Annotated in this window: 20 protein-coding genes, 2 rRNA genes and 1 pseudogene (1 of these 23 running past the window's edge); 16 read left to right on the top strand and 7 right to left on the bottom strand. The window is 46.2% G+C overall.

Features of this window, described 5'->3' with window-relative positions:
- The 9 genes and pseudogenes from DP923_RS12750 to DP923_RS12785 form a co-directional block, all read left to right on the top strand.
- Positions 1 to 1,906 (top strand): 23S ribosomal RNA (locus DP923_RS12750) (it extends 989 nt beyond the left edge of the window).
- 108 nt (positions 1,907 to 2,014) lie between these two features.
- Positions 2,015 to 2,126 (top strand): 5S ribosomal RNA (rrf, locus tag DP923_RS12755).
- A gap of 115 nt (positions 2,127 to 2,241) precedes the next feature.
- Positions 2,242 to 2,466, top strand: a pseudogene (locus tag DP923_RS16930) (BatA domain-containing protein); the annotation flags it as partial.
- 75 nt (positions 2,467 to 2,541) lie between these two features.
- Positions 2,542 to 4,239 carry a hypothetical protein gene (locus DP923_RS12760; protein ID WP_239021030.1) on the top strand — a complete coding sequence of 566 codons (1,698 nt, stop codon included), beginning with the start codon at positions 2,542 to 2,544 and terminating at the stop codon, positions 4,237 to 4,239.
- 1 nt (position 4,240) lies between these two features.
- Complete coding sequence (locus DP923_RS12765; protein WP_112306274.1) at positions 4,241 to 5,512, top strand: dihydroorotase; 1,272 nt, start codon at positions 4,241 to 4,243, stop codon at positions 5,510 to 5,512.
- A gap of 58 nt (positions 5,513 to 5,570) precedes the next feature.
- Positions 5,571 to 6,080 carry a DUF4199 domain-containing protein gene (locus DP923_RS12770; RefSeq protein WP_112306275.1) on the top strand — a complete coding sequence of 170 codons (510 nt, stop codon included), beginning with the start codon at positions 5,571 to 5,573 and terminating at the stop codon, positions 6,078 to 6,080.
- A gap of 28 nt (positions 6,081 to 6,108) precedes the next feature.
- Positions 6,109 to 6,633 carry a DUF4199 domain-containing protein gene (locus DP923_RS12775; RefSeq protein ID WP_112306276.1) on the top strand — a complete coding sequence of 175 codons (525 nt, stop codon included), beginning with the start codon at positions 6,109 to 6,111 and terminating at the stop codon, positions 6,631 to 6,633.
- A 6-nt stretch (positions 6,634 to 6,639) separates the two neighbouring features.
- A complete protein-coding gene (locus tag DP923_RS12780; RefSeq protein ID WP_112306277.1) occupies positions 6,640 to 7,614 on the top strand; it encodes a glycosyltransferase family 2 protein in 975 nt (324 codons plus the stop codon).
- Entirely contained in the window at positions 7,614 to 8,765 is a 1,152-nt protein-coding gene (locus tag DP923_RS12785) for a glycosyltransferase (RefSeq protein WP_112306278.1), read from the top strand. The genes DP923_RS12780 and DP923_RS12785 overlap by 1 nt, the downstream gene beginning before the upstream one ends.
- 73 nt (positions 8,766 to 8,838) lie before the next feature.
- Here DP923_RS12785 and purB read toward each other — a convergent pair whose 3' ends face one another.
- Positions 8,839 to 10,191: an adenylosuccinate lyase gene (gene purB / locus DP923_RS12790; RefSeq protein ID WP_112306279.1), complete on the bottom strand. Its 1,353-nt coding sequence runs from the start codon at positions 10,189 to 10,191 to the stop codon at positions 8,839 to 8,841.
- Between the two features lie 368 nt (positions 10,192 to 10,559).
- Here purB and DP923_RS12795 point away from each other — a divergent pair, with 368 nt between their 5' ends.
- Together DP923_RS12795 and DP923_RS12800 are read left to right on the top strand one after the other, a co-directional pair.
- Positions 10,560 to 12,539, top strand: a complete 1,980-nt coding sequence (locus DP923_RS12795) for a transglycosylase domain-containing protein (protein ID WP_112306686.1) — start codon at positions 10,560 to 10,562, stop codon at positions 12,537 to 12,539.
- Positions 12,540 to 12,626: 87 nt separating this feature from the next.
- Positions 12,627 to 13,679 (top strand): bile acid:sodium symporter family protein, encoded by a 1,053-nt coding sequence (locus tag DP923_RS12800; RefSeq protein WP_207801976.1) that lies wholly within the window; start codon positions 12,627 to 12,629, stop codon positions 13,677 to 13,679.
- 60 nt (positions 13,680 to 13,739) lie between these two features.
- Here the strand turns inward: DP923_RS12800 and DP923_RS12805 are convergent, their stop codons facing one another.
- The 5 genes from DP923_RS12805 to hemG form a co-directional block, all read right to left on the bottom strand.
- Positions 13,740 to 14,066 carry a DUF3817 domain-containing protein gene (locus tag DP923_RS12805; RefSeq protein WP_112306280.1) on the bottom strand — a complete coding sequence of 109 codons (327 nt, stop codon included), beginning with the start codon at positions 14,064 to 14,066 and terminating at the stop codon, positions 13,740 to 13,742.
- Positions 14,067 to 14,149: 83 nt separating this feature from the next.
- Positions 14,150 to 15,220: a chorismate mutase gene (locus tag DP923_RS12810; protein WP_112306281.1), complete on the bottom strand. Its 1,071-nt coding sequence runs from the start codon at positions 15,218 to 15,220 to the stop codon at positions 14,150 to 14,152.
- A gap of 301 nt (positions 15,221 to 15,521) precedes the next feature.
- The gene (locus tag DP923_RS12815; protein ID WP_112306282.1) at positions 15,522 to 16,463 is read right to left on the bottom strand and encodes a TerC family protein; all 942 of its coding nucleotides are present in this window, start codon (positions 16,461 to 16,463) and stop codon (positions 15,522 to 15,524) included.
- Positions 16,464 to 16,662: 199 nt separating this feature from the next.
- Positions 16,663 to 17,397 (bottom strand): polyprenol monophosphomannose synthase, encoded by a 735-nt coding sequence (locus DP923_RS12820; protein WP_112306283.1) that lies wholly within the window; start codon positions 17,395 to 17,397, stop codon positions 16,663 to 16,665.
- Positions 17,398 to 17,413: 16 nt separating this feature from the next.
- Positions 17,414 to 18,757, bottom strand: coding sequence for a protoporphyrinogen oxidase (gene hemG, locus DP923_RS12825; RefSeq protein ID WP_112306284.1), 1,344 nt, complete (start codon positions 18,755 to 18,757; stop codon positions 17,414 to 17,416).
- Between the two features lie 160 nt (positions 18,758 to 18,917).
- Here hemG and DP923_RS12830 point away from each other — a divergent pair, with 160 nt between their 5' ends.
- Positions 18,918 to 19,448: a D-glycero-alpha-D-manno-heptose-1,7-bisphosphate 7-phosphatase gene (locus DP923_RS12830; protein ID WP_112306285.1), complete on the top strand. Its 531-nt coding sequence runs from the start codon at positions 18,918 to 18,920 to the stop codon at positions 19,446 to 19,448.
- A 297-nt stretch (positions 19,449 to 19,745) separates the two neighbouring features.
- Here the strand turns inward: DP923_RS12830 and DP923_RS12835 are convergent, their stop codons facing one another.
- The gene (locus tag DP923_RS12835; RefSeq protein WP_112306286.1) at positions 19,746 to 21,140 is read right to left on the bottom strand and encodes a type III PLP-dependent enzyme domain-containing protein; all 1,395 of its coding nucleotides are present in this window, start codon (positions 21,138 to 21,140) and stop codon (positions 19,746 to 19,748) included.
- A gap of 77 nt (positions 21,141 to 21,217) precedes the next feature.
- Here DP923_RS12835 and rocF point away from each other — a divergent pair, with 77 nt between their 5' ends.
- From rocF to DP923_RS12855, 4 genes are all read left to right on the top strand, one after another.
- Complete coding sequence (rocF, locus tag DP923_RS12840) at positions 21,218 to 22,189, top strand: arginase (RefSeq protein ID WP_112306287.1); 972 nt, start codon at positions 21,218 to 21,220, stop codon at positions 22,187 to 22,189.
- A 1-nt stretch (position 22,190) separates the two neighbouring features.
- Positions 22,191 to 23,981: an arginine--tRNA ligase gene (gene argS / locus DP923_RS12845; protein ID WP_112306288.1), complete on the top strand. Its 1,791-nt coding sequence runs from the start codon at positions 22,191 to 22,193 to the stop codon at positions 23,979 to 23,981.
- Positions 23,982 to 24,113: 132 nt separating this feature from the next.
- Positions 24,114 to 24,716: a glutathione peroxidase gene (locus tag DP923_RS12850; RefSeq protein WP_394341178.1), complete on the top strand. Its 603-nt coding sequence runs from the start codon at positions 24,114 to 24,116 to the stop codon at positions 24,714 to 24,716.
- A 45-nt stretch (positions 24,717 to 24,761) separates the two neighbouring features.
- Positions 24,762 to 25,700 carry a 1,4-dihydroxy-2-naphthoate polyprenyltransferase gene (locus tag DP923_RS12855; protein ID WP_239021031.1) on the top strand — a complete coding sequence of 313 codons (939 nt, stop codon included), beginning with the start codon at positions 24,762 to 24,764 and terminating at the stop codon, positions 25,698 to 25,700.
- Positions 25,701 to 25,710: the final 10 nt, after the last annotated feature.

Here is a 25,710-nt window from a genome sequence, read left to right on the forward strand (position 1 = left end):
CCTGCGCCGAGAGGGAAAGAACCCAGACCATCAGCTAAGGTCCCAAAGTCCACGCTAAGTTGAACAAAGGGGGTCCAGTTGCCTAGACAGCCAGGATGTTGGCTTGGAAGCAGCCATTCATTTAAAGAGTGCGTAACAGCTCACTGGTCGAGCGACAGGGCATCGATAATAATCGGGCATCAAGCATGGCACCGAAGCTATGGATTTATACATTGTATAAGTGGTAGGGGAGCATTCTAACGGCGGTGAAGGCGTCCTGTCAGGGGCGTTGGAGCTTTTAGAAAAGCAAATGTAGGCATAAGTAACGATAATGCGGGCGAGAAACCCGCACACCGAAAGACCAAGGTTTCCTGATCAACGCTAATCGGATCAGGGTTAGTCGGGTCCTAAGGCCGAGGCGAAAGCGCAGGTCGATGGACAACTGGTTAATATTCCAGTACCGGCTACATATAGCGATGCGGTGACGGAGAAGTGAAAGGACTGCGCACTGACGGAATAGTGCGTTAAAGGCCGTAGGTATAGGATTGGGAGGCAAATCCCCCAGTCTTGCTGAAAGCTGATAGTACTCCAAGCCTTCGGGCGCGGAGATAATGTCCCTAATCCGGCTCCCAAGAAAACCCGCTAAGCGTTTAAATATGTAGCCGCCCGTACCGCAAACCGACACAGGTGGTCGAGGAGAGAATCCTAAGGTGCTCGAGTGAATCACGGCCAAGGAACTCGGCAAAATGGCCCTGTAACTTCGGGAGAAGGGGCGCTTCCTTGTAGCAATACAAGAAGCCGCAGTGAAAAGGCCCAGGCGACTGTTTAACAAAAACACATGGCTTTGCGAAATCGAGAGATGAAGTATAAGGCCTGACACCTGCCCGGTGCTGGAAGGTTAAGAGGGGGGGTTAGCCGCAAGGCGAAGCTCTGAATCGAAGCCCCAGTAAACGGCGGCCGTAACTATAACGGTCCTAAGGTAGCGAAATTCCTTGTCGGGTAAGTTCCGACCTGCACGAATGGTGTAACGATCTGGGCGCTGTCTCAGCCGTGAGCTCGGTGAAATTGTAGTCTCGGTGAAGATGCCGAGTACCCGCAACGGGACGGAAAGACCCCGTGCACCTTTACTATAGCTTAACATTGACTCTGGGTAACTCATGTGTAGGATAGGCCGGAGGCTGTGAAGTGGCGTCGCTAGGCGTCATGGAGCCATCCTTGAAATACGGCCCTTGAGTTGCTTGGAGCCTAACCTCCTAGAAGGGGGAACAGTGTTTGGTGGGTAGTTTGACTGGGGTGGTCGCCTCCAAAATAATAACGGAGGCTTTCAAAGGTACCCTCAGCACGCTTGGTAACCGTGCGTAGAGCGCAATAGCACAAGGGTGCTTGACTGTGAGGCCTACAAGCCGAGCAGGGCCGAAAGGCGGATATAGTGATCCGGTGGTTCCGCATGGAAGGGCCATCGCTCAAAGGATAAAAGGTACGCCGGGGATAACAGGCTGATCTCCCCCAAGAGCTCATATCGACGGGGAGGTTTGGCACCTCGATGTCGGCTCGTCACGTCCTGGGGCTGGAGAAGGTCCCAAGGGTTCGGCTGTTCGCCGATTAAAGTGGCACGCGAGCTGGGTTCAGAACGTCGTGAGACAGTTCGGTCCCTATCTGTTGTGGGCGTTGGAGATTTGAGGGGTTCTGACCTTAGTACGAGAGGACCGGGTTGGACGAGCCTCTGGTGTACCTGTTGTCGCGCCAGCGGCAGCGCAGGGTAGCTACGCTCGGATGGGATAAGCGCTGAAAGCATCTAAGTGCGAAACCCACCCCAAGATGAGATCTCCCTGTAAGGGCCGTCAGAGACGATGACGTTGATAGGCCGCAGGTGTAAAGCTGGAAACAGCACAGCCGAGCGGTACTAATTGCCCGGGCGCGTTCTCTATAAGCTTCGGCTTGAAGAATCCGGTTTACAACCGGCCCGCCTCTTCTTGCTCTCTCCCAAAAGTCAAATAACTTATGCCATTATGTGCAACCAAGACTGCACAACGATAATGGTGGCTATGGCTCCGGTGTTCACCTCTTCCCATCCCGAACAGAGAAGTTAAGCCCGGATGCGCCGATGGTACTGCCTTCACAGGTGGGAGAGTAGGTGGCCGCCAACCCCTTCAAATCCTCCCCGTTTACGCCACGTAGACGGGGAGGATTTTGCTTTATAACAAACCTGATTTTTTTACTATCCTACAAGCTTAAACTAATAAGAACTGCGTATCTTGGTTTATGGCTTTTCTTTATCCTGTATTCCTCTTTGCTTTAGCCGCTATCAGTGTACCGGTGGTACTTCACCTGATCCAATTGCGGAAAACCAAAAAAATTGTTTTTAGCAATGTTAAGTTTATTCAGCAATCTAAGAATATTACAGCCAGCCAGCGAAATATTAAGGAATGGTTGATTCTTATTTGTAGAATATTATTTATCACATTCCTGGTATTGGCTTTCTCGCAGCCATTTATTCCGGCAAATACCGGCTTGAATGCTGATACCCGAGATGTAAAGCTGGTTCTTGATACCAGTTATAGTATGCAGCAAACAAAGGCGGATAATGATCTGACTTTACTAGAAACCGGAAAAGAGTTAGCCAGTTCTATCATTAATTTGTTTCCGTCTCAAACATACTTTTCTGTTTTCCTTAACAATTCTGTTAAAGACCAACTACAGAAAGAAGAAGCTATTACGCAAATTGAAGAGTTGTCTTTTGTAGGTAATACTTTCCCATCCTTTTTTAAAAATACAAAGCCTGATTCGCATCTTTTTTTTATATCTGATTTTCAGAAAAGCAGTTTCAAACTTTCTTCGTTGAATTCAGCAGATTCTAGTGCACAAATCCACTTGGTGCCTTTGGAAAGTGGGGCCAAACACAATATAGTGATTGACTCCGTTTTTCTGGAAGATGAGTTTTTAAGAGCTGAGGTAGAAAATAAGTTACATATTTTACTGCGAAATACAGGTAATAATGACGTGGAAGATATTCCTGTTAAGTTCTTTATAGGAAAAGAACAAGCGGCTGTTTTAAGCATAGACATTCCTGCTCAGCAAAAGAAAGAAGCAGTTATCAACTTTAGGTTCAGTAAAGCCAACTCGCAGCAAGCATCTATCAGTATAGAGGATTACCCGGTAACGTTTGATAATACTTACTTTTTCAATCTCTCGCCTTCCAATCCTATTTCCATAGTAAGTATTGAGGATAGCAGATCTACTGCTTTAAGTGATTTATATAAAACCGAGCCGCTTTTTAGATTTACTACTTATACTTCTGAGCAGGTAGATTATAGCCAGGTTATACTTGCCGATATCATTATATTAAAGGGTGTTAGTTCGCTTTCTACTGGCGTAGCTGCGATGGTTGCTAATTTTGTAAAGGAGGGCGGGACAGTAGTTGTTATTCCGCCGGCCGGTACGAAAGCAGAAGGATATACTTCCTTTTTCCAGAATTTGAATATTGCTGCTACGTTGCAAGCTGCTAATTCGCAAAGTATAAAAACGAATCTGCTGGCTCCGGATCCTGCTAACATTTTTTTTAAGAGCGTATTCTCTAATTTCGATCCTAAAATGCAAATGCCGGAAGCTGTCCGGTCCGCATCTTGGTCCAGAGCTTCAGAAGATATTTTAAAGTATAGAGGTGGTTCGGCTTTTTTGTCTCGTTTTGATAGGGGAAATGGCCAGGTATACTTGATGGCTGCGCCTTTGGAGCAGGAACTGAACTCGCTCGTGAACCATGCTTTTTTTGTTCCGCTGTTTTACAAAATGGCTTTATCCAGTTACAAGCAGGAGCAACAGTTGGCTTATATGTTAGGCCTAAACACAATTTCGATTCCAGTTAATGTATCTGCTAAAAAAGAAGGGATCTTCAAAATCAAAAAAGATTCTGTCGAATTTATACCGGAGCAACAGTTGCGCGGGGGCAAGTTATACTTCACTATTCCGGAGGCAATAGAACAGGCCGGGTTTTATACGTTGACACACCAGGATTCCGTGGTCTCAAATTTAGCTTTTAATTACGACAGAGCCGAATCAGAACTGGCACAATATACCCCTGATGAACTTCGTGCGATGCTGGGAGAAAAGTATAAAAACATACAGGTATATGATTACAGCGACAACTTCACAGTAAAAGGAGAATTTGAAAAACGATATTTTGGTGTTAAGCTTTGGAAATATTGCCTAATATTGTGTCTGTTCTTCCTGATGGCAGAAATAGCACTTATTAGAATCTTGTAATATGAACCTACTCCTGCGGGCAGCCACCATCTACGACCCACAATCGGCTTACCATTTACAGAAACAAAACATCCTGATTGAAAAGGGAATCATCACGTATATTGGCCCTGATGACAAAGAGGCTGATAAAGTTGTTGAGTTGGAAGGGCTTTGTGTTTCGACGGGTTGGGTAGATATGAATGCTTTTACAGGTGAGCCAGGCCTGGAGCATCGCGAAGACCTGCAATCATTAGCAGCTGCTGCAGCAAGAGGTGGCTTTACAGAAGTGGTTTGTTTTCCGAATACGGCGCCAGTTGTTCAGAGTAAAGGGAGTATCCATTTTATAAAGCATGGCGCTTTAGGTTTGCCTGTAACATTACACCCCACGGCAACTGTTACCACAGATGCGCAGGGCAAAGACCTCACCGAAATGATTGACCTGCACCATGCAGGCGCAGTTGCTTTTACAGATGGCACCAACCCCTTGCAAGGAGCAGATGTATTGATAAAAGCGTTGCAGTATTTGCAATTATTTAATGGCCTGTTGCTGAACAGGCCCGATCATAGCCGTTTAAGCGAACACGGCCAAATGCACGAAGGCCAGGCAAGTACAAGACTCGGTATGAAAGGGATACCGGCCATTGCCGAAGAAGTTATGGTAACCCGCGATTTACAGATCTTATCCTACACAGGAGGCAAGCTTCATTTCTCGCTTGTATCTACTGCGGCATCCATAGAAGCTATCCGGAAAGCCAAGCAAGCCGGGCTACAGGTAACCTGCGATGTGGCCAGTTATCAGGCTGCCTTTACCGACGAAACCATACTTCCATTCGATACCAATTACAAAGTGCTACCACCTTTCAGAAGCGAAATCGATGTAGAGGCTATTAAGCAAGGGCTGTTGGATAATACGATCGATGCACTCGTATCAGCGCACCAGCCACACGATACCGAAGCTAAAAAGCTGGAATTTGATCTGGCTGATTTCGGTATTATCAACCTGGAAACGGCTTTTGCAGTCGCGATTACTAATTTAACCGATGCGCTGAGTTTAGAGCAGATCATTGAGAAATTTACATCCGGCCCGCGCCGCATACTTGGTTTAGCGCAACCAAAAATAGAAACCGGCCAGGTTGCCAATTTAACACTCTTCCATCCTAACCTTACCTGGACGCCTACGGAAGAAGAAACTGCTTCTAAATCAAGAAATTCGCCATTTTACGGTAAGCCCCTGACAGGCAAAGTAATCGGTACCTTTCATAAGCAACAATTAGTGCTCAGCCATACTTTTTAATATATTTTATACTATATTAGCTGTATGTTGGCAGCAACACTTAAAAGTAAATTTCTTTATGTTTAACCAAAGTATAGTGAGAGTAGGGGTGCGTTACGGCGTACTTGGTGGGTTGGCGTGTTTTGTCATTATGCTGCTGTTATACTTTCTGGGCGCTAATCCGTTTGGTGATCTGGGCCGCTGGAGTTACGTGCCGCTGCCTGTTTTTATCTTTCTGGCGATCCGCTATTTTAAGAAGTTTGATGAAGCTGAATTAGGCTTTGGTAAAGGATTCCGGGTGGGCCTTTCGGTTGCATTTTACGCCGCATTGTGTGCCTCGTTGCTGGTTTTTCTGCTCATCTACATCGTTGGACCGGAAATATTACAAACGCACATTGCCGAAACCAAAGCTTTGTTAGCCGAAACAGAAGCTGAACAGATAAGATTATTAGGTGCCAAAGTATATAACGAGGCCGTGGCTGCACTGGAGTCTACTACACCCACCATGCAAGCCGCAGACGATTTTGTGAGAAGGATTTTTGTAGGAGGTGTATTTTCGTTAGTTGCTGCCGTTTTTTTTCGTAAATAGTACAACTTAACCTTAAAACATAAAAACTATGAATGAAACCCAGACCCAGCCTTCTGTAATGTCTGTTGCCCTGAAGTATGGTGGCATTGCAGGCCTGATCATTATTGTCTACACCCTGATTCTGTTAGTAGTTGATTTGTCTTCTAACCAATGGTTAATGAGCGTAGGGTATCTTATTCTGATTGCTCTGATCGTACTGGCTATGAAAGCTTATAAAGAATCAAATTATGGCTATATGTCTTATGGGCAGGGATTGGGCATAGGCACAGTTGTTTCCGCAGTAGCCGGTTTATTAGGCGGAATTTTTATGTGGATTTATACTTCGTTTATAGATACTGCTTACATGGCTAACATGATGGAAAAGCAGATCATGGAGTTAGAAAACCAAGGCATGAGTGATGAACAGATTGATGCTGCTATGTCGATGGCTTCAAGTTTCCAGGGGCCGGGTATGATGGTTATCGGTTCTCTGATCGGATACATTATCGTTGGTTTCCTGCTTTCTCTTATCATTTCGGCTATCATGAAAAACAGCCGCCCCCAGTTCGAATAACCTTACATGGAATACCCTTTTGATATATCGGTAGTTGTTCCGCTTTTTAACGAAGAAGAATCGCTGCCGGAACTCGTGCGCTGGATAAAGCGTGTTATGCACGCGCACGGGTTTTCTTATGAAATTATCCTGGTGGATGATGGTAGCACAGACCGCTCCTGGGAAGTAGTACATGATCTGAGCGCGGAAGACAACGCTGTAAAAGGCATCAGTTTTAACCGCAATTACGGCAAATCTGCCGCCCTGAACGAAGGCTTTAAGCGTTGCGCCGGCGAAGTGGTGATTACCATGGATGCCGACCTGCAGGACAGCCCCGACGAGATTCCGGCACTTTACGATATCATCAAAAATCAGAAGTATGATATGGTATCGGGCTGGAAGAAAAAACGCTTCGATCCGCTCAGCAAAACAATTCCTACCAAACTTTTTAATGCGGCCACGCGCAAATTATCAGGTATCCAACTCCATGATTTTAATTGTGGCCTGAAAGCTTACCGCCAACTTGTAGTTAAAAGTATAGAAGTGCACGGCGAAATGCACCGCTACATACCTGTTATTGCAAAATGGCACGGCTTTACGCGCATTACCGAGCGTGTGGTACAGCATCAGGAACGAAAGTATGGCACCACCAAATTTGGCCTAGAGCGCTTCGTGTACGGTTTCCTTGATCTGCTTTCGATTACGTTTGTTTCGAGGTTTAAAAAGCGACCGATGCACTTTTTCGGAAGTCTAGGCACGCTCATGTTCCTGGTTGGTTTGGGCATAACTTTCTGGCTGATCATGCAAAAAATATTCAGGTTGTATTCGGATGGGCGCGTGCGCGATGTGGTAGACCAGCCTTTGTTTTACTTGTCATTGGTGGCGGTTATACTTGGGGTGCAGCTGTTCCTGGCGGGTTTCCTTGCCGAAATGATTTCCATGTCATCAGCTAAACGAAACGAGTACCTGATCAAAGATAAAACTGGCGCTATCCGTAAATAATGGCAGCAAAGCGCGTTATAATAGTAGGCCCGGCTTATCCGCTGCGAGGCGGTGGCATGGCTACGTTTAACGAGCGCCTGGCTTATGCTTTACAGGAGGCAGGAAACGAAGTAGAAATCGTAACTTTCAGCCTGCAATACCCCGCTTTTCTTTTTCCAGGCAAAAGCCAGTATTCTGAGGAAGCCCCTCCGGAAGGATTAACCATTAAAGTGCTGATCAACTCCATCAACCCGATCAGCTGGTGGCGCGCCGGTAACTACATCCGGAAACAAAAACCTGATCTGGTCATTTTCCGGTATTGGCTTCCTTTTATGGCACCATGCCTGGGCACGATAGCCCGCATCATTCGCCGCAATAAGTATAGCCGTATTCTGGCCATCACGGATAACGTAATTCCGCACGAAAAACGCCCCGGCGATACACCGCTTACCAGCTATTTCCTGCGCGCCTGCCACGGGTTTATAACAATGTCGCGGTCTGTGCAACAGGATTTGTTACAGTTTGAACCCCGGAAGCCGAGTTTATACTTGCCACATCCGTTGTATGATAATTTCGGACAGCCCGAAACAAAAGCCGAAGCCTGCACTGCTTTAGACCTGGATCCGAAGTATAACTACATCCTGTTTTTCGGGTTTATCCGGGCTTATAAAGGGTTGGACCTTTTACTCAGAGCGTTAGCTGAGCCTGTTTTAAAAGCCAACCCAAGTATAAAACTGATCATAGCCGGCGAATTTTACGAAGCTGCCGAGCCATATCTGGAGCTGATACAGGAACTTGACTTACAGGATAAGCTTATACTGCGCACTAATTTTATTCCCAATTCCGAAGTCCGCCACTATTTTTGCGCCGGAGATTTGGTGGTACAGCCTTATAAACACGCTACCCAAAGCGGTGTAACCCAGATTGCCTATCATTTCGATAAGCCGATGGTCATAACCAACGTTGGTGGCTTAGCCGAACTTGTACCGGACGGTGAGGTAGGTTATGTAGTTGCCCCGAACGCTGAAGCCATTGCAGGAGCTATAAACGATTTTTATACTTCAGGCCAGGCACAAGGTATGTCGCAGCACATCCAAAAGTATAAAGCGCGCTTTAGCTGGCCTGTTTTTGTGAAATCGGTTTGGGAGCTGGCGGCAAGTATAAAAGCATGAGTTTAGGTAAGTGCCTTAACGAAAAAAGCCCGGCTGCTACTAACAACCGGGCTTTTTTATAGTTTATACTTTGTTAGAGCAGATCTACGCCGGTATAGGTATAAGGCGTAATATTGGTTAACTCAGCCTTTACTGCATCCGAAACATCCAGAGTCTGAATAAAGTCGGCAATGGTTTTCGCTGTGATCTTATCGTTTTTGCGGGTAAGTGCTTTCAGGGCTTCGTAAGGTTGCGGATAGCCTTCACGGCGCAGCACCGTCTGGATGCCTTCTGCCACTACAGCCCAGTTTTCTTCCAGATGATGGGTTAGAGCCGCCTCGTTCAGTTCAAGTTTTCCAATGCCTCGCTCCAACGATTTTAAAGCGATCAGGATATGCGCTAGCGGCACACCAACATTGCGTAGTACAGTCGAATCGGTCAGGTCGCGTTGCAGGCGCGAAATTGGCAGCTTGGCAGCAAGATGTTCTAATATGGCGTTGGCTATTCCTAAGTTACCTTCCGCGTTTTCAAAATCGATCGGATTCACTTTATGCGGCATCGCAGACGAGCCAACTTCGCCGGCTTTTATCTTTTGCTTGAAATAACCCATCGACACATACTGCCACACATCCCTCGAAAAGTCTATCAGAATAGTGTTCAGTCTCTTCAGGCCATCAAAGTAAGCAGCCAGGTTATCATAATGTTCAATTTGCGTAGTATACTGGCTGCGCTGCAAGCCAAGTGCGTTAGCTACAAACTTATTCCCGAACTCAGGCCAGTTTATACTTGGATAGGCTACATGGTGCGCGTTAAAATTACCGGTAGCGCCACCAAACTTAGCCGAAAACGGAATTTGCTTTAAGAGCTCCAGTTGCACCTGTAAACGCTCCGCGAAAACCATGATCTCTTTGCCCAGGCGGGTTGGCGAAGCAGGCTGACCGTGCGTATGGGCCAGCATCGGAATAGCTTTCCATTGCTGGGCAAGTTTCTCTAAAGTGGCGTGCAGGTTTCTGTAATTAGGCTGCAACACGCTTTCATCTGCCTCGCGTATCGAAAGCGGAATAGCCGTGTTATTCACATCCTGAGACGTAAGTCCGAAATGTATAAACTCTTTGTACTCACCTAAACCAAGCGCATCAAATCTTTCTTTCAGGAAATACTCCACCGCTTTTACATCGTGGTTGGTCGTCTTTTCTGTTTCTTTGATTTCCAGGGCATCGGCTTCAGAAAAGTTCTGGTAAATGGCGCGCAGCTGCTGGAAAATATCCGTCGGAATGGCTTCTAATTGTGGCAACGGCTGCTCGCAAAGAGCGATAAAATATTCTACTTCTACCAATACACGGTAGCGTATCAGGCCAAACTCAGAAAAGTAACCCGCCAGTTCGGAAGTGTTGCGGCGGTAACGGCCATCAACTGGCGAAAGGGCAGTAAGTGTTGTCAGGTTCATGCGGATGTATCGTACGTAAGACCAAAGATAAGCACGAAAGCATGAGTAAGCCAAAAAGCAACGCATCAGGTTTACGGTTTCGGTTTAAATTTTTCCTTGTATTATACTTTGTAGATCTGGTGCTAACAGCGGCGTAAGTTGTTAGCCAATAGCCAGGTAACCGATTGTTTGGTATGATGGTTGAGGATAAGCTTCCTGAAAATAAATGTATTATATCTTAAAAAAGCATTTAGCGTAGTAGGAAATTAATGTATCTAAAGATTTGGCGATGATTTACAGCTGTGTTTGTAACGATTATTAATACCATTCTTATTTTTTGATACTGAATCTTATTAGTTAATTCGCACCGGAATATTTTGGACCAGCGTTTGAAAAAAAGAATTATACTGTGGGTTGGCGGCGTGCTGGCCTTCCTCCTGATTGCCTTTATCTTACTTATCAGCTTCAGAGGCAGCCTCCTGGAATATACGATCCGGAAGGTCATCACGAAAGTAGAAAATAAATACCCCGTAGATTTTAACATTGCCAGCGCCCGGTTTATCGACCTGAACTCGGTGGCGCTAACTGGTATTACCCTGGTGCCGGATGGCCGCGATACGCTTTTCTCTACTGATAGTGTACATGCTACGGTTAGTATCCGGTCTATTTTTAAGGGACGCATTGTGTTTAACCGCCTTGAGGTGGCCAATGGTTTTTTCACGGCTACCAAATCCGGCGACAAGGATAACTTCTCGTTTCTGCTGAAAAAAGAAGATGGTGCGCCTGTTGATACAACGGCCATAAAATCGCGTAACTACGGCGAACTGCTCAACCGCCTCATCGAAACCGCTTTTGATAACGTACCCGATCAGGTCGATTTCAAGAACCTGAATGTTTCGTATGTTTCAGATAACCGTACCATCTCCGTTAAAATGCCTTTCCTGACGGTAGAGGAAGGTAACATCAATACAGAACTCGCCATCCGGACAGATTCCATTGTAAATAACATGCGGGTAAAAGGTACCATCGATCCCGGCGATTACAATATTTCTGCCAGTTTGTATGCCACCGATAACAAAGGGATCGTACTGCCTTATGTAAAAGATAAATTCGACGCGGCCGTTGCGTTCGATACCCTGCACATCAGCTTAAATAACAAGCGGTTCCGGAACGATAAGTTAACCGTGAAAGGTACCGGCATGATCAATAACCTGGTGGTAAACCATGAGAAGATCGCGGATCAAGATGTGGTGGTAAAAGAAGCTGCCGTGGATTATGTGGTGACGCTCGGGCCAAACCTGTATGTGGTCGATAGCCTGACCGAAGTGCGGGTAAACAAAGCCAAAGCGAACATCTACGCAGCCTACCAGAATGCAACCTCCAAAATAATTGACCTGCAGGTAAAAACAGCCGAAATGCCCGGCGATAATTTCTTCGATTCGCTGCCGACCGGCTTATTCGAAAACCTGGATGGTATAAAAACGCAGGGCAACCTGAAGTATAAAATGAGCTTCCACCTGAACATGGATAGCATCGATTATGTGCGTTTCAATTCGGACCTGGATGCTTCCAAAAACTTCAAGATCGTGAAGTGGGGAAAAACCAATCTGCAGAAAATTAATGGCTCATTCGAGCACACCGTGTATGAGTATGGCAAGCCGGTTCGTACGTTTACTGTCGGGCCTTCCAACCCATTCTTCAGCCACATCGGCTCTATTTCGCCGTACTTGCGCAATGCCATTTTAACTGCTGAAGATGCGTATTTCTATAGCCACAACGGTTTTCATGAAGAAGCGTTTCGGCAGGCAATTGCCAAAAACCTGGAAACCGGAGAGTTTGCACGGGGCGGTAGTACCATTTCGATGCAGCTGGTAAAAAACGTATTCCTGACGCGCCAGAAAACAGTTTCGCGAAAAGTGGAAGAAGCGATTATTGTGTGGCTGATGGAAAATTTAGACCTGGTTTCTAAAAACCGTATGTTTGAAGTATACCTGAACATTATTGAGTGGGGCCCGAACGTGTATGGCGCAAAAGATGCTTCCAGGTTTTATTTTGGCAAACAGCCATCCGAACTCAACCTGGCCGAAGCCATCTTCCTGACAAGTATAATTCCGAGCCCGAAACGCTACCGTTCTTCTTTTGATAGTTACGGAAACCTGCGCAGCTATAAAAGTGGTTATTACCGCCTCATCGGGAGCCATATGCTGAAACGCGGCCTGATCTCGCGTGAAGTATACGATAACCTGTATCCGAATGTGCGCCTGTACGGCCGCGCCCGCGATTTGGTAGTTACTGCCATAGATACAACCCAACTAGAACCTGACTCAACCGAATTCGAGCTTCAGACCATAGACATGCTGGATTTTTAAACCGGTAGTACCCAAACATAACAGCCTTGCACACGTTTGCAGGGCTGTTGCATTTACAGCAACCCTGTTTTTATACTTGCCTTTTACATGAAGAAAACCAATGATATAGAGAATGCCGTTGGATTAATTCCGAGGTTGGGCGCAACCGCCGCCAGGTTTGGGTTAGACTGGTTTATGCTGGCACTTGTAAGTATGATTTTGCTGGCTTACCTGTGGCCTAACGGTGGCATCGACCGGGAACCTGTTTCGTTAGGCGATGTAGCAACGTACGGCGTATCGGTTATCTTCTTTTTTTATGGTCTGCGGCTGAGCCCTGAGAAACTACGCGCCGGCCTCAGCACCTGGAAACTGCATCTTGTAGTGCAACTCAGTACGTTTATACTTTTTCCGTTGCTTATAATTCCGTTACGGTATTTTTTTGAAGGCACCAATGCAGAGTTTTTATGGCTGGGCACTTTTTACCTGGCAGCGCTGCCTTCTACGGTTTCCTCGTCGGTGGTGATGGTGTCGATAGCAGGAGGAAACATGCCGGCAGCTATATTTAATGCCAGTATATCGAGTTTGCTAGGCGTATTTATAACGCCACTCTGGATGAGCCTGGTACTTACAACTACTTCTTCGGATTTTGATATGGCCCAGATCATGGGCAAACTGGTGGTACAGGTTGTGTTGCCGGTCGCGCTCGGAATTATGCTGCATAAACGCTGGGGTGGCTTCGCTGAGAAACATAAAAAGAAACTCCGATACTTCGATCAGGTTATTATTTTAACGATCGTTTATACTTCGTTCTGCGAGTCTTTTGCCCGCGATATGTTTAGTGGCTACAGTATTGCAAACCTGTTTATACTTGGGGCAGCGATGCTGGTACTTTTTTCCCTGGTGTATGGTCTGATCACCGGTATCAGTAGAATGCTTGACTTTAACCGCGAAGATAAAATTACGGCTGTGTTCTGCGGCTCTAAAAAATCATTGGTACACGGCACAATTATGTCTAAAGTGCTTTTCCCGGATGCGACTATGGTAGGCATTATCTTACTGCCGATCATGATCTATCATGCTTTGCAGTTGTTAATTGCCAGTATCATCGCACAAGCCTCAGCCAGAAAAGCAGGCCTGAAAACGGAAGCGAATAAAGTATAAACCAAAGCGGCCACCTTGTAGAAGGTGGCCGCTTTGGTTTATACTTAGTATCAGATTGAATTAAGCCGTCTGCTTTTGCTTTACAGCTGCTTTTGGTTTTTCTTCTTCCTGCAATAACTTTTTATCCAATATAAATGGCCCGAACGGAAGGAGCGAAGCCACAAAGCCGGCCGCTGCTTTCATAAAAGACCACCGGTGCACAAGCACTACCTGCAGCAAGGCTACCATGTAAAGTACAAACAGCACACCGTGTGCCCAGCCGATATACTTTACAAACAGCGGCATATCAAACATATACTTGAGCGGCATAGCTATACCTAACAAAAGCAGGTAAGAGATACCTTCATACATACCAATTGTGCGTAGCCTCGAAATAGGAGTTTTCATTACGTTTAAATTTGAGATGTTATTATACCGCAACTTAACACTCTTATTCCAGAAAACGTGCCTGCCCGGTAATTTATACTTCTCTAGCAGGCTACTGCTGCGCTGTCATACACATCAGTTTCCGCAACAAAAGCCCCTGAAAGTATACTATTACCCTGGGCTAGCAGCCTGCTAATCTGTAATTGTTTTTCGCTGTTGTTCAGTTGGGTAGCTTTAGTATTGCCTAATCCATAGCTGCTTACCTGACCGGCCAGCGCGGCCCTTTGCAAGAGTAACTCCAGCAGTTCATCATCCAGCGTTTCAATTTTCTGGCGCAGGGTATCGAGCTGGTCCACGAGCACGGTTGTTTCAGGGAGTTTTGCATTGGTTTGGAGCGCGTTCAGCAACAAATCCAGTTCCTGCAGCATCAGTTCTTGCCTGCTGTGCTGCCTGCCATCGGTACTAAGGTTAACATCCAGCACTAAGCCGTTTATACCATAGGCAAGCGCACGCTGTGCTACCGGGTACAACAGGCTGCGTTTGCCCGCTATGGTGCTGGCATCGCAAAGTATAGGCATCTCAGGTAGTTCGTTTCGCAAACCAAGTATAAATTCCCACTTCGGGTGGTGGTGGTACAAGGCACGGTCTTCGGCAGCAAACCCATCGTGGATCGCGCCTAAGTCCTGCAGGCCGGCATTTCTTAACCTTTCAAAAGCGCCCAGCCACAAGCCCAGGTTCGGGTAAACGGGGTTGCTTACCAGTACTGGTGTAGTGGTACCACGCAGGGCATCAGCAATTTCCTGAACGGCAAATGGGTTAACGGTTGTGTGGCCGTTTATGCAAAGTATATCCACATCGTACGCCAGAGCTTCTTCTGCTTGCAACGCATTCGAAACAGCGCAGGCAGTACGCAGGCCGGTTTTTTCTTTCACTTTACGGAGCCAGGTAAGCCGCATCGATGCCATATCCTCTGTATTACCTGGACGTGCATTAGATTCCCAGATACATACTTTCAGGATGCCGTTTGCCTGTACATTTTTCAGGTGCTGTGCAGTTTCCAGTAGTTGGGTTTCGGTTTCGATGTGGCAGGGGCCAGCTAACAGCACGGGCTCACTGCGCTCGCTTCGGAAGGCAGAAGGCCATGCTTCAGGTCTGGTTTCTTTACTTGCTCTCATGGTTATTTTGGTCAGAATAGGCTTGTTTCGATAAGCTGATCGCCGTTAAAAGTTGATTTACAAAAAGGTAGAAAAACAAAAAGCCCCGCTTTTGGGCGGGGCTCTCTGGATAAGTATACTATTGCTACAGGCACAATATGTTATCACAGGAACCCCGGTAGAGGACCTTTGCTGTGTAAATAAACATATTGTTGCAGAATAAAGTCATTGTTCTTGTTTTGATGCAAGTTAGAATAATAATTTTCTGAAAAGCAAATTTATCCGCTTAAAAATTTCTGACAGTAAAATAAAAAGTATGAACTTACTCAGAAACCGGTGGTTTCGGAAGCTCGTCTTCGCTCTTCGGAAACAGCAACGAAAGTATAACCGAACCGGCCAGAATACCGCCCACAACCAGCAGGGCAACGCGCATATCCAGGTGGTAAATATCGCTCAGCAGCAGCTTAGCCCCAATAAATACCAATATCAGCGACAGGCCGTAGTGCAGGTAATGGAACAGTTGCATAATGCCGGCCAGTGCAAAGTATAAAGCCCGCAAACCAAGCAAGGCAAACACATTAGAAGTATAAACTATAAAAGGATCTTTGGAAATGGCGAGGATAGCCGGAATAGAGTCGGCAGCAAATACCACGTCCGTACTTTCGATCATAATCAGGACCAGGAACAACGGGGTTGCCAACCATTTACCATTTTGCTTTACAAAAAACTTACCTCCAACAGCAGTCTTGGTCATGGGCAGGTGCTTGCTGACCCAGTTAACGAGTGGGTTATTATCCGGGTCGATGTCTTCGTTTGACGTGAAAGCCATTTTGATACCCGTGTACACCAGGAACGCCCCCAGGATATAGATAATAAAATGGAATTTAGCGATCAAGGCTACACCAACTAGTATAAAGATGGCCCGCAGCACCAGCGCTCCAATCACACCCCAGAAAAGCAGGTTATGCTGGTACTTGGTAGGTACTTTAAAGAAGTTGAAAATAAGTATGAATACGAACAGGTTGTCTACACTCAACGATTTCTCGATGAGGTAAGCTGTTAGAAACTCAAGGGCTGGTTCCTGGCCTTTCCAGAAGTAGATACCGACGTTAAAGCAAAGCGCCAGCACAATCCAGAACAAGCTGGTTAAAAGTGCCTCTTTAATTTTTACTTCGTGCTCTTTTCGGTGGAATACAAATAAATCCAGGCCTAGCAGCAACAAAACAAAAGCATTGAATATAACCCAAAAATAAATGTCGTTCATCAGTGGTGGCGCGTCAACGCGTTAAGTATAAACTTTAAAAATCCTGTACCGGAACTGGTAAATTTAACCCGAAAAGTCCTCAGTGCCAAGTCTAAATTAGAACGTATCAGGTTAGTGCCACTTAAACAAAGTATAAAGTGGGCAGCGTTTAATCCGGAACGAACTGATGGGAAGGAAAGTATACTTTCAGCAACACTGCTTAATACCGGTCGAAGTGCCGGAAAAAGCTGTTTACTTTCATTTTAAGCACACCTAGTACGGCCTCCTTAAAAATCCCCTTCGACATTTTGGAATAGCCTTTTGTGCGGTCGGTGAAAATGATGGGCACTTCTTTTATCTTAAAGCCATACTTGTAGGCCATAAATTTCATCTCGATCTGGAAAGCATAACCCACAAACCGGATCTTATTTAGCTGTATGGTTTTAAGCACTTTGCGGCGGTAACATTTAAAGCCAGCTGTTGTATCCTGGATGGGCATGCCTGTAATAATGCGCACATACCAACTTGCAAAATAAGACATCAGAACGCGGCTCATGGGCCAGTTCACGACGTTTACACCTTGTATATACCTGCTGCCAATGGCCATATCGTAGCCCTCTACAGTGCAGGCGTGGTATAAACGGATAAGGTCGTCGGGGTTATGGGAGAAGTCGCAGTCCATCTCGAAAATGTACTCGTAGCCTTCGCGCAGCGCATATTTAAATCCGTGGATGTAAGCAGTGCCCAAGCCAAGTTTTCCGGTGCGGGTTTCCAGTTGTAAGCGCTCTCCGTATTCTGTTTGCAGCCTACGCACAATATCGGCTGTGCCATCCGGCGAGCCATCGTCAATGATCAGGAGGTCAAAGGGGTGCACCAGCGACATTACCTTCCGGACCATTGCCTCTATGTTTTCCCGTTCGTTGTAGGTCGGGATGATCACCAGCGCATCTTTCATACCCCAAATATAGGTATTATAGGTTATTGAGCTCGCCCGAGCGTTTTAATTTAATTTTATGAGCCAACTCTTTTGCATGCCGTATGCAGTCTGCAACCGATACCCCGGCCTGCCAGTTAGCGGAGATAAATACCTGTTGCTGTTCTAATTCGGCAGCCATCTGATGGGCATCTTCAATAAAAAGGTCGAATTGCGGCATACCCTGTTTCCAAAGATACAGGTGCTCAAAAACCGGTTTTTCTGAACAGATCTGGTACCGGCTGCATAATTCCTGGTTCACTTTGGCAAGCAGTTCCTGCCGGTCTACTTTAACAGTGCCGTTCACCTCAAACTGATCGACAAAAGTGGTAAACAAAACTTCGTGCGGGCGGCACCTGCCATCGTAAAGCGAACTATTCCAGATCGAGCCGGTAGTAAGCGTAGTTTCTGCTTTGGCGTGCCAGGCACCAAAGCCTTTTAAGGGATGGCGTACATCTTCGCGGTTATACACGCTGTGCACTACAGCAAGTGGCGGGTAGTTTACATTAAGCAGCGCTGCAGCAAGACCCGGAAATGTAAACTGTAACAAATCTGCTGCCTGATGCGCCGGCAAAGCCAACACCAGGAAATCATACTCCTGGGTATCGGTTTCGGAAGGAGTGGAGCAGCTTAAAATGTACTTGCCATGCCCTCTGGTAATCATTTCCACGCAGTGGTTCAGGTGCAGCGCAATCAGTTTGGCGGCAATGGCGTTTGGCAGCGTGCTCATACCGTTTACAAAAGAGAAGGAGTCGTGCCAGTTAATTTGCTTGCGGGCCAGGCCTTTTAACACAGAGCCATACTTTGTTTCGAGTTCTTTCAGCTTAGGCAGGGCTTTACTTACCAGCAGTTTTTCGGGGTCGCCGCCACAATAGTCGGTTGCAAACGGGTTTAAGACATACGCCGTGATCTCTTTACCAAACCGGCGCCCAAAAAAATGGCTGACTGTTTCGTTCGGAACATCGGCGGCAGGTGTGTCTTTTTCCTGCAGAAAACGACGCTTGGCCTGCCAGGAAAAAGCAGTATTAGAAAGTAACGAAGCAGCCGAGTCGGGGAGCTTGTGCAGGTTGCCATCGCGCAGCACAAAACGGCTGTGCGCATTTGCTGCAACAGGCATTACCTGGTCCTGCAGTTTGAGTTCGTGCAGGAGTTGATGCAGTTCCGGAGATTTCTGAAGGGCGTTGGGGCCAAGCTCAAGTATAAAATCCTGTAGCGTAATAGTGCGGATGTTGCCGCCAGCATACTCGGATGCTTCGAGCAGGTCGTAGGGTACGCCCAGCTTCTGGAGGTAATAAGCCAACGCCAGTCCCGAAATTCCTGCACCTATAATAGCTACCCTCATAAACCGAAGCTAAAGTATACGTTTGTCTGTACTTACCTTATCCTGAAACCATAAAGTGATGGGTTTTCAGGATCCTATACTAACATAGTCTTCTGGAAAGCCCGCCTGATGCCAACGTAAAAAGTTTTAATTTAGCATCACATTAATAAAAACATCAGTTATGCAGAAACAAAAATGCGTTTTCCTGGACCGGGATGGTGTGCTTAACCGCGAGCGGGGCGACTATACCTATAAACTCGAAGACTTTGAGGTAATGCCCGGCGTGCCCGAAGCGCTGGCATTGTTAAAAGAAAACGGCTATTTATTAATAGTGGTTACAAACCAGGGCGGCATAGCTAAAAAATTGTACCGGAAAGCTGATGTTCTGGCTTGCCATGAGGTGTTGCAGCAGGCCTGCGGCGGTATTATCGATGCACTTTATTTTGCACCGAATCATCCGGATTTTTCAGCATCACTGGCACGCAAGCCGGATAGCCTTATGTTGGAAAAAGCCATTTCGAAGTATAACATAGACCCTTCACTGTCCTGGATGGTAGGTGATGCCGTACGTGACCTGGAGGCAGCCACAAAAGTAGGCATAAAGTCTGTTTTGGTGAGGGGCGGAAAGACCAGCCACCAGCACGAATTTATGGCAGACGACCTGTTGGATGCAACCTATCTTATACTTAAAAGCATAAAAAAACCGGCGTAAAGCCGGTTTTTTGCATATATGAGCTTATTGAGCCAAGTATTAGATACGGGCGGTCTTAGTAGCAGTTTCAGTTTGCGCGTTAGGAGCAAGGTTCTCTTGTGCCTGGCTATCTAGCTTTGCGTAGTTGTACGCTGGGCAGTGAGTTTTGCAAGAGGATATGCCTACAACTAGACAAACAGCTCCCAAATAAAATACTTTTCTCATGAGGATGTAACAGTTAGGGGATTTTGCACCAAAATTAGTTTAATTACTGAAAACGCAAAACTTCCTGCAGTTAAAATCTTAACATTCATTGAATTATACCTCATAACCTAGAATTCTCAACATTGACTCGCTTGTCTGCTCCGGGGCAAACTGTCTGGATATGATGTTGCCATCCTCATCCTTGTCTACAAGTATATGTTGCGGTGCCGGTATCAAGCAATGTTTTATGCCACCATAACCACTCAACGACTCCTGGTAAGCACCTGTATGGAAGAAACCGATGTACAAAGGTTCGTCTTTCGGGTACTTCGGTAAAAACACCTGGAACGAGTGCATTTCGGAGTTATAGTAGTCCTGGCTGTCGCAGGTCATTCCGCCTAATTGCGTTTTACGGTATTCCTTATCCCAATGGTTTACGGCAAGCAGCGGCCAGCGCTGGTTCAGGGCCCAGGCATCCGGTAAATTCGTGATGAATGAACCATCGATCATATACCATAACTCCTTGTCGTTCTGTAACTTCTCGTCTAAAATAGAGTAAATGGTGGCACCACTTTCACCTACTGTAAATATTCCGAATTCAGTGAAAATATTTGGTTCCGGTACGCCTTCCTCGGTACAAATGCGCTTAATAGTACGCAAAATCTCCTCAGTCATGTACTGGTAATCATACTCTGTCTGGATGGACGTCTTGATCGGGAAGCCGCCGCCAATATCAATAGTATCCAGTTCCGGGCATACTTTCTTAACCTCGCAATACTTATGTACAAAGCGGCTCAGCTCAGACCAGTAATACGAAGTATCCTTAATACCTGTATTGATAAAGTAATGCAGCATCTTCAGTTCAAACTTCGGATCATCCTTTATCTGTTTTTCATACAGGTCGATCACATCGTTGTAGCGCACACCCAGGCGCGAAGTATAAAACTCAAATTTCGGCTCTTCGTCGGAAGCTAACCGGATACCAACTTTGGCCTTTACCTTGATGTGCTCCTTGTAATAATCTATTTCGCCCAAGTGGTCTAAGATGGGCGTACAGTTCTTAAAACCATCGTTTATGAGTTCAGAAATCCACTCGCGGTAGCGTTCGCGTTTGTAACCATTACAAACAATGTAAGTATCTTTGGAAATCTTGCCTTTTTTGTAGAGTGCCTTGATGATCTGGATATCGTAACCCGAAGAAGTTTCGAGGTGGATATCGTTTTTAAGAGCCTCTTCCAGCACAAAAGAAAAGTGGCTCGATTTGGTGCAGTAGCAATAGGTATACGTACCATTATAATCTACCTTTTTCATGCCCTCGTTAAAAAGCTGTTTTGCCTTTTGTATCTGCGAGCTGATCTTGGGAAGGTAAGTTAACTTAAGTGGGGTGCCGTATTCTTTGATTATTTCCATTAGCGGAATGCCATTGAAAAATAATTCGTTATTTACCACCTTAAATTCGTCTGTAGGAAAGTCGAATGTTTGGTGGATGAGGTCAGTGTATTTATCCATTCGGGTGTTTTGGAATTAAGAAAACATGCAATATTGTTTGATATTTACCACCTTTGCAAAAACTTTGTTCAAATTATATGAAAAAAGTAAAACTGATAGAAGTTCGTTCTGAGTTGGGGGCCGGCACACGTGGCGCAAGTATGGGCATTGATGCCCTGCGGGTAGCGTGCTGGGACAAAGGTTGCGATTATTTTAACCGTTTCAACTCAGTTTCTGTTCCGGACCTCAATTATACTTTATTTGACCAGGACCTCTTCCCGACAGCTCACCGCATCGATAGTATACTTACCGTTCAGAAAAATATCAGCAAAGCGGTAGAACAGACCATCGAGATGGATATGTTTCCGTTGGTGCTTTCCGGCGACCACTCCAATGCACACGGTACCATAGCCGGTATAAAAGCCAGGTACCCGGATAAAACGCTTGGTGTTATCTGGATTGATGCGCACGCCGATATTCATTCGCCTTATACTTCGCCATCCGGTAACGTACATGGGATGCCTCTGGCCATGGCCCTGAACCTGGATAACTTAGAGAGGCAGATAAATGAACCTGAACAGGAAACCGTTTTCTTCTGGAACTCCCTTAAAAAACTTGGTTACAACGGCCCGAAACTGAAGCCCGAACACTTGGTTTATATTGTAGTGCGCGATACCGAAGAACCGGAAGATTACTTAATTGAGAAACACGGCATCCGGAATATTACTTACGCTGAGTTTACGGAAAAAGGAGCTGAAGCTGTAGCGAAGGAAACACTGGAGCGCCTCAAGGATTGCGATATATTATATGTGTCGTTTGATGTGGACAGCCTGGATTCCAAGTTCTCGAAAGGCACTGGAACGCCCGTGGAAATAGGCCTGACCGTAGAAGAAGCCAAAGAGCTGAATTACCACTTGTTGCAGGACCCGCGCGTTGTATGCTACGAAATGACAGAGATCAACCCGACGCTCGATACGGAAAACACGATGGCCGAAAACGCTTTCGAAATACTGGAAACCGCTACCGACGCCATTTTACACAGAGAGTTTAATAGTACCACCATACATTAAAATGCACCTACAACAAACCATCAGCCAGCGGATAAGCGAGGCGTTAACAGCTGTATATAACATTACGGTAGATGCCGGCCAGCTTGCGTTGCAACCCACCCGCAAAGAATTTAAAGGTTCTTTTACGTTCGTAACATTTCCGTATACCAAACAGGCCGGTAAAGGCCCCGAGCAGATCGGTCAGGAACTGGGCGATTATTTGAAAGCCAATGCCCCGGAGGTGAATGACTACAACGTAGTGAAAGGATTCCTGAACCTGGTGATAGAAGAAGAAGTATGGTTGAACCTATTGCGCGAGATCATGCAGAACCCCGACCACGGGCAGGCAACGCCATCAGGCCATAATGTGCTGGTCGAATATTCATCGCCGAACACAAACAAGCCACTGCACCTGGGCCACCTGCGCAATAATTTTCTGGGCTATTCTGTAGCCGAGATCATGAAAGCCAACGGCCATAACGTAACCAAAGCCAACCTGGTAAACGACCGCGGCATCCATATCTGCAAATCGATGCTGGCGTACCAGAAAATGGGCAACAACGAAACACCGCAAAGCAGCGGCATCAAAGGCGACCACCTGGCGGGTAAATACTACGTGTTGTTCGATCGGGCTTATAAAGAAGAGATAGACGAGCTGGTAGCGCAGGGCATGGACAAAGAGGAAGCTAAGAAAAAAGCGCCGCTTATACTGGAAGCCCAAACAATGCTGAAAAAGTGGGAGGAAGGCGATACCGAAACCGTAGACCTGTGGCGCAAAATGAATGGCTGGGTATACGAAGGCTTCGACGAAACGTATCGCAACATTGGCGTTGATTTTGATAAATTTTACTACGAATCAGAAACCTATACGTTAGGGAAAGAGCGCGTAGAAGAAGGTCTGGAGAAGGGCGTTTTCACGAAGCGGCCGGATGGCTCTGTTTGGGTTGATCTGACGGAAGATGGCCTGGATGAAAAACTGCTGCTTCGCGCTGACGGCACATCGGTATACATTACCCAGGACCTGGGCACGGCCGAACTGAAGTATGAAGACTTCCAGTATAACGAGTCTATTTACGTGGTAGCCGATGAGCAGAATTACCATTTCCAGGTACTGAAGGCGGTGCTCAAAAAACTGGGCAAACCTTATGCCGAGGGCATCAATCACCTTTCTTACGGCATGGTGGATCTGCCATCGGGCAAAATGAAATCGAGAGAAGGCACTGTTGTGGATGCCGATGAGCTGGTGCAGGAAATGATTGATACGGCGCGCCAGCAAACCGAAGAACTGGGCAAGATAGAAGGCTTTACTGCAGAGCAGGCACAGCAATTATACTATACGTTGGCGATGGGTGCGCTTAAATATTTCCTGCTGAAAGTGGATCCTAAAAAGCGCATGCTCTTTAACCCACAGGAGTCTATTGATTTCCGGGGGAATACAGGGCCGTTTATCCAGTATACGCACGCACGTATCTCGGCTATACTTCGCAAGGCAACCGAAATGGGTATTCCGGTGGAGGCAACTTCCTTCGGAGATTTCAAAAACCTGCACGAAACCGAACAGGAAGTGATCACGCTGCTCGTAAATTATCCGGCTGTAGTAAAAGAAGCAGGCAAACTATATGCGCCTTCCATAATGGCAAGTTATGCATATGAGCTGGCAAAGGCTTACAATCGCTTTTACCAGGAAATCTCCATCTTCAACGAAACCGACGAGCAGGCCCGCAATTTCAGGATTGCCCTGTCGGCTATGGTAGCCCGCTTTATACGCCAGAGCATGGGTCTGTTAGGTATCCAGGTACCGGAAAGAATGTAAATGAACTGTTCACAGCCCTGCGATTATATTTTTAAAGTATAACCGCAGGGCCGTGAATTTCTTTCAGTTGCTATCTGTTTAGCAAAAAAGCAATTTATAAAGCAGTTCATCAATTATACCTATCTTTGCACCATGACGAAGACATCTACTTTCCTTTCACAAACGTTAATCCTGATGGCACTTGTGCTGAGCGGTACATTTGTATTGCCTGCTGCAGGGCTTAAAACGAAAAAAACTATGGAAACAGACGTACAGGCAACTACAGCAACTTCTGGCTTTTACAGCTTTAAAATGAAGACGCTGGATAACAAGACAATTGATTTTTCGAAGTATAAAGGCAAGAAAGTGCTGCTGGTAAATACGGCTTCGGAATGTGGCTACACGCCGCAGTACGCCGAGTTACAAAAGCTCCACGAAACGCATGGCAAAGATGTGTTTATACTTGGCTTCCCGGCTAACAATTTTGGCGAACAGGAGTCCGGCACAGACGAGCAGATTGCCAGCTTCTGCCAGAAAAACTTTGGCGTAACGTTCCAGATGTTCTCTAAAGTTTCTGTGATAGGCGCTGATCGTACGCCACTTTATACCTGGCTCGAAAAGAATGCGCCAAACCACGACAAACCAAGCTGGAATTTCTGCAAATACCTGGTTGATGAAAAAGGTAAAGTAGTCGGTTTTTATCCTTCCAAAGTAAAGCCAATGAGCGAAGAATTGCTGGCGGCCATTAAGAAATAAAAAGTATAACTTCGCTGATTTATAGCATCTTATAAGTATAAAAAATTGAGTCATACACCTCAATCAACTATTCCTCAAAATCTAGGTCTGATCAAGGCCTGGATTTCGGCTTTTAGGCCCCGCACTTTACCGCTGGCTTTAGCCTGTATCAGTATGGGCGGCTTTATGGCGGCGGCTAACAATACATTTAATGGTACGGTAGTAGGTTTATGCGTGCTCACTACGCTTTTTCTGCAGATACTATCTAACCTTGCCAACGATTACGGCGACTCAAAACACGGAGCAGACAGCGTGCACCGCGAGGGCCCGAAAAGAGCTGTGCAGGCAGGTTACATCCAGGCCGATCATATGAAAAAGGGTATGCTCGTTTTTAGTATCCTTTCGCTTTTATCGGGGTTGGTTTTGCTGTGGGTTGCTTTTGGTACGGAAGGCATGTTGCTAGCCTTGCTGTTTCTGGGTTTAGGGCTGGCCTCCATTTGGGCTGCTATCAATTACACAGCCGGCGATAAACCGTATGGCTACGCGGGTTTAGGCGATATTTTCGTCTTTGTGTTTTTTGGTTTGATTGGGGTGTTAGGCACTTACTTTCTGCAGACACAGGAGTTTAATTACCTGGTTATACTTCCGGCGCTTGTTTGCGGCTTTTTCTCAACGGCTGTGCTAAACGTGAACAACATCCGCGATATAAATTCCGATAAACTGGCCGGTAAAAATTCAATACCGGTGCGTATAGGGCCCAAAGCAGCGCGCGTATACCATCTGATACTTTTAAGCGGCGGCGTGCTGAGTGCTATACTTTACGTTACACTGAATTTTTATAGCTGGTGGCAATGGCTGTTTATACTTGCGGTTCCGTTACTTCTTATAAACGGTGTTAACGTATGGCGAAAGCAAACCTCCCAGGAGCTTGATCCATACTTAAAGCAAATGGCAATCAGTACATTGCTGTTTGTGCTGCTTTTCGGAATCGGGCAGGTAGTCTAATCCATATCAA

The sequence above is a fragment of the Pontibacter arcticus genome (assembly GCF_003284895.1).
Lineage (GTDB): Bacteria > Bacteroidota > Bacteroidia > Cytophagales > Hymenobacteraceae > Pontibacter > Pontibacter arcticus.

What these genes read in the sequence shown, in the direction of transcription:
- DP923_RS12850 (WP_394341178.1), top strand. Translation starts at nt 24,114, where the DNA reads ATGACGAAGACATCTACTTTCCTTTCACAAACGTTAATCCTGATGGCA.
- DP923_RS12830 (WP_112306285.1), top strand. Translation starts at nt 18,918, where the DNA reads ATGCAGAAACAAAAATGCGTTTTCCTGGACCGGGATGGTGTGCTTAAC.
- DP923_RS12765 (WP_112306274.1), top strand. Translation starts at nt 4,241, where the DNA reads ATGAACCTACTCCTGCGGGCAGCCACCATCTACGACCCACAATCGGCT.
- purB (WP_112306279.1), bottom strand. Translation starts at nt 10,191, where the DNA reads ATGAACCTGACAACACTTACTGCCCTTTCGCCAGTTGATGGCCGTTAC.
- DP923_RS12775 (WP_112306276.1), top strand. Translation starts at nt 6,109, where the DNA reads ATGAATGAAACCCAGACCCAGCCTTCTGTAATGTCTGTTGCCCTGAAG.
- rocF (WP_112306287.1), top strand. Translation starts at nt 21,218, where the DNA reads ATGAAAAAAGTAAAACTGATAGAAGTTCGTTCTGAGTTGGGGGCCGGC.
- DP923_RS12810 (WP_112306281.1), bottom strand. Translation starts at nt 15,220, where the DNA reads ATGAGAGCAAGTAAAGAAACCAGACCTGAAGCATGGCCTTCTGCCTTC.
- DP923_RS12800 (WP_207801976.1), top strand. Translation starts at nt 12,627, where the DNA reads ATGAAGAAAACCAATGATATAGAGAATGCCGTTGGATTAATTCCGAGG.
- hemG (WP_112306284.1), bottom strand. Translation starts at nt 18,757, where the DNA reads ATGAGGGTAGCTATTATAGGTGCAGGAATTTCGGGACTGGCGTTGGCT.
- DP923_RS12770 (WP_112306275.1), top strand. Translation starts at nt 5,571, where the DNA reads ATGTTTAACCAAAGTATAGTGAGAGTAGGGGTGCGTTACGGCGTACTT.
- DP923_RS12780 (WP_112306277.1), top strand. Translation starts at nt 6,640, where the DNA reads ATGGAATACCCTTTTGATATATCGGTAGTTGTTCCGCTTTTTAACGAA.
- DP923_RS12815 (WP_112306282.1), bottom strand. Translation starts at nt 16,463, where the DNA reads ATGAACGACATTTATTTTTGGGTTATATTCAATGCTTTTGTTTTGTTG.
- DP923_RS12820 (WP_112306283.1), bottom strand. Translation starts at nt 17,397, where the DNA reads ATGAAAGATGCGCTGGTGATCATCCCGACCTACAACGAACGGGAAAAC.
- DP923_RS12760 (WP_239021030.1), top strand. Translation starts at nt 2,542, where the DNA reads ATGCAGCAAACAAAGGCGGATAATGATCTGACTTTACTAGAAACCGGA.
- DP923_RS12785 (WP_112306278.1), top strand. Translation starts at nt 7,614, where the DNA reads ATGGCAGCAAAGCGCGTTATAATAGTAGGCCCGGCTTATCCGCTGCGA.
- DP923_RS12805 (WP_112306280.1), bottom strand. Translation starts at nt 14,066, where the DNA reads ATGAAAACTCCTATTTCGAGGCTACGCACAATTGGTATGTATGAAGGT.
- argS (WP_112306288.1), top strand. Translation starts at nt 22,191, where the DNA reads ATGCACCTACAACAAACCATCAGCCAGCGGATAAGCGAGGCGTTAACA.
- DP923_RS12835 (WP_112306286.1), bottom strand. Translation starts at nt 21,140, where the DNA reads ATGGATAAATACACTGACCTCATCCACCAAACATTCGACTTTCCTACA.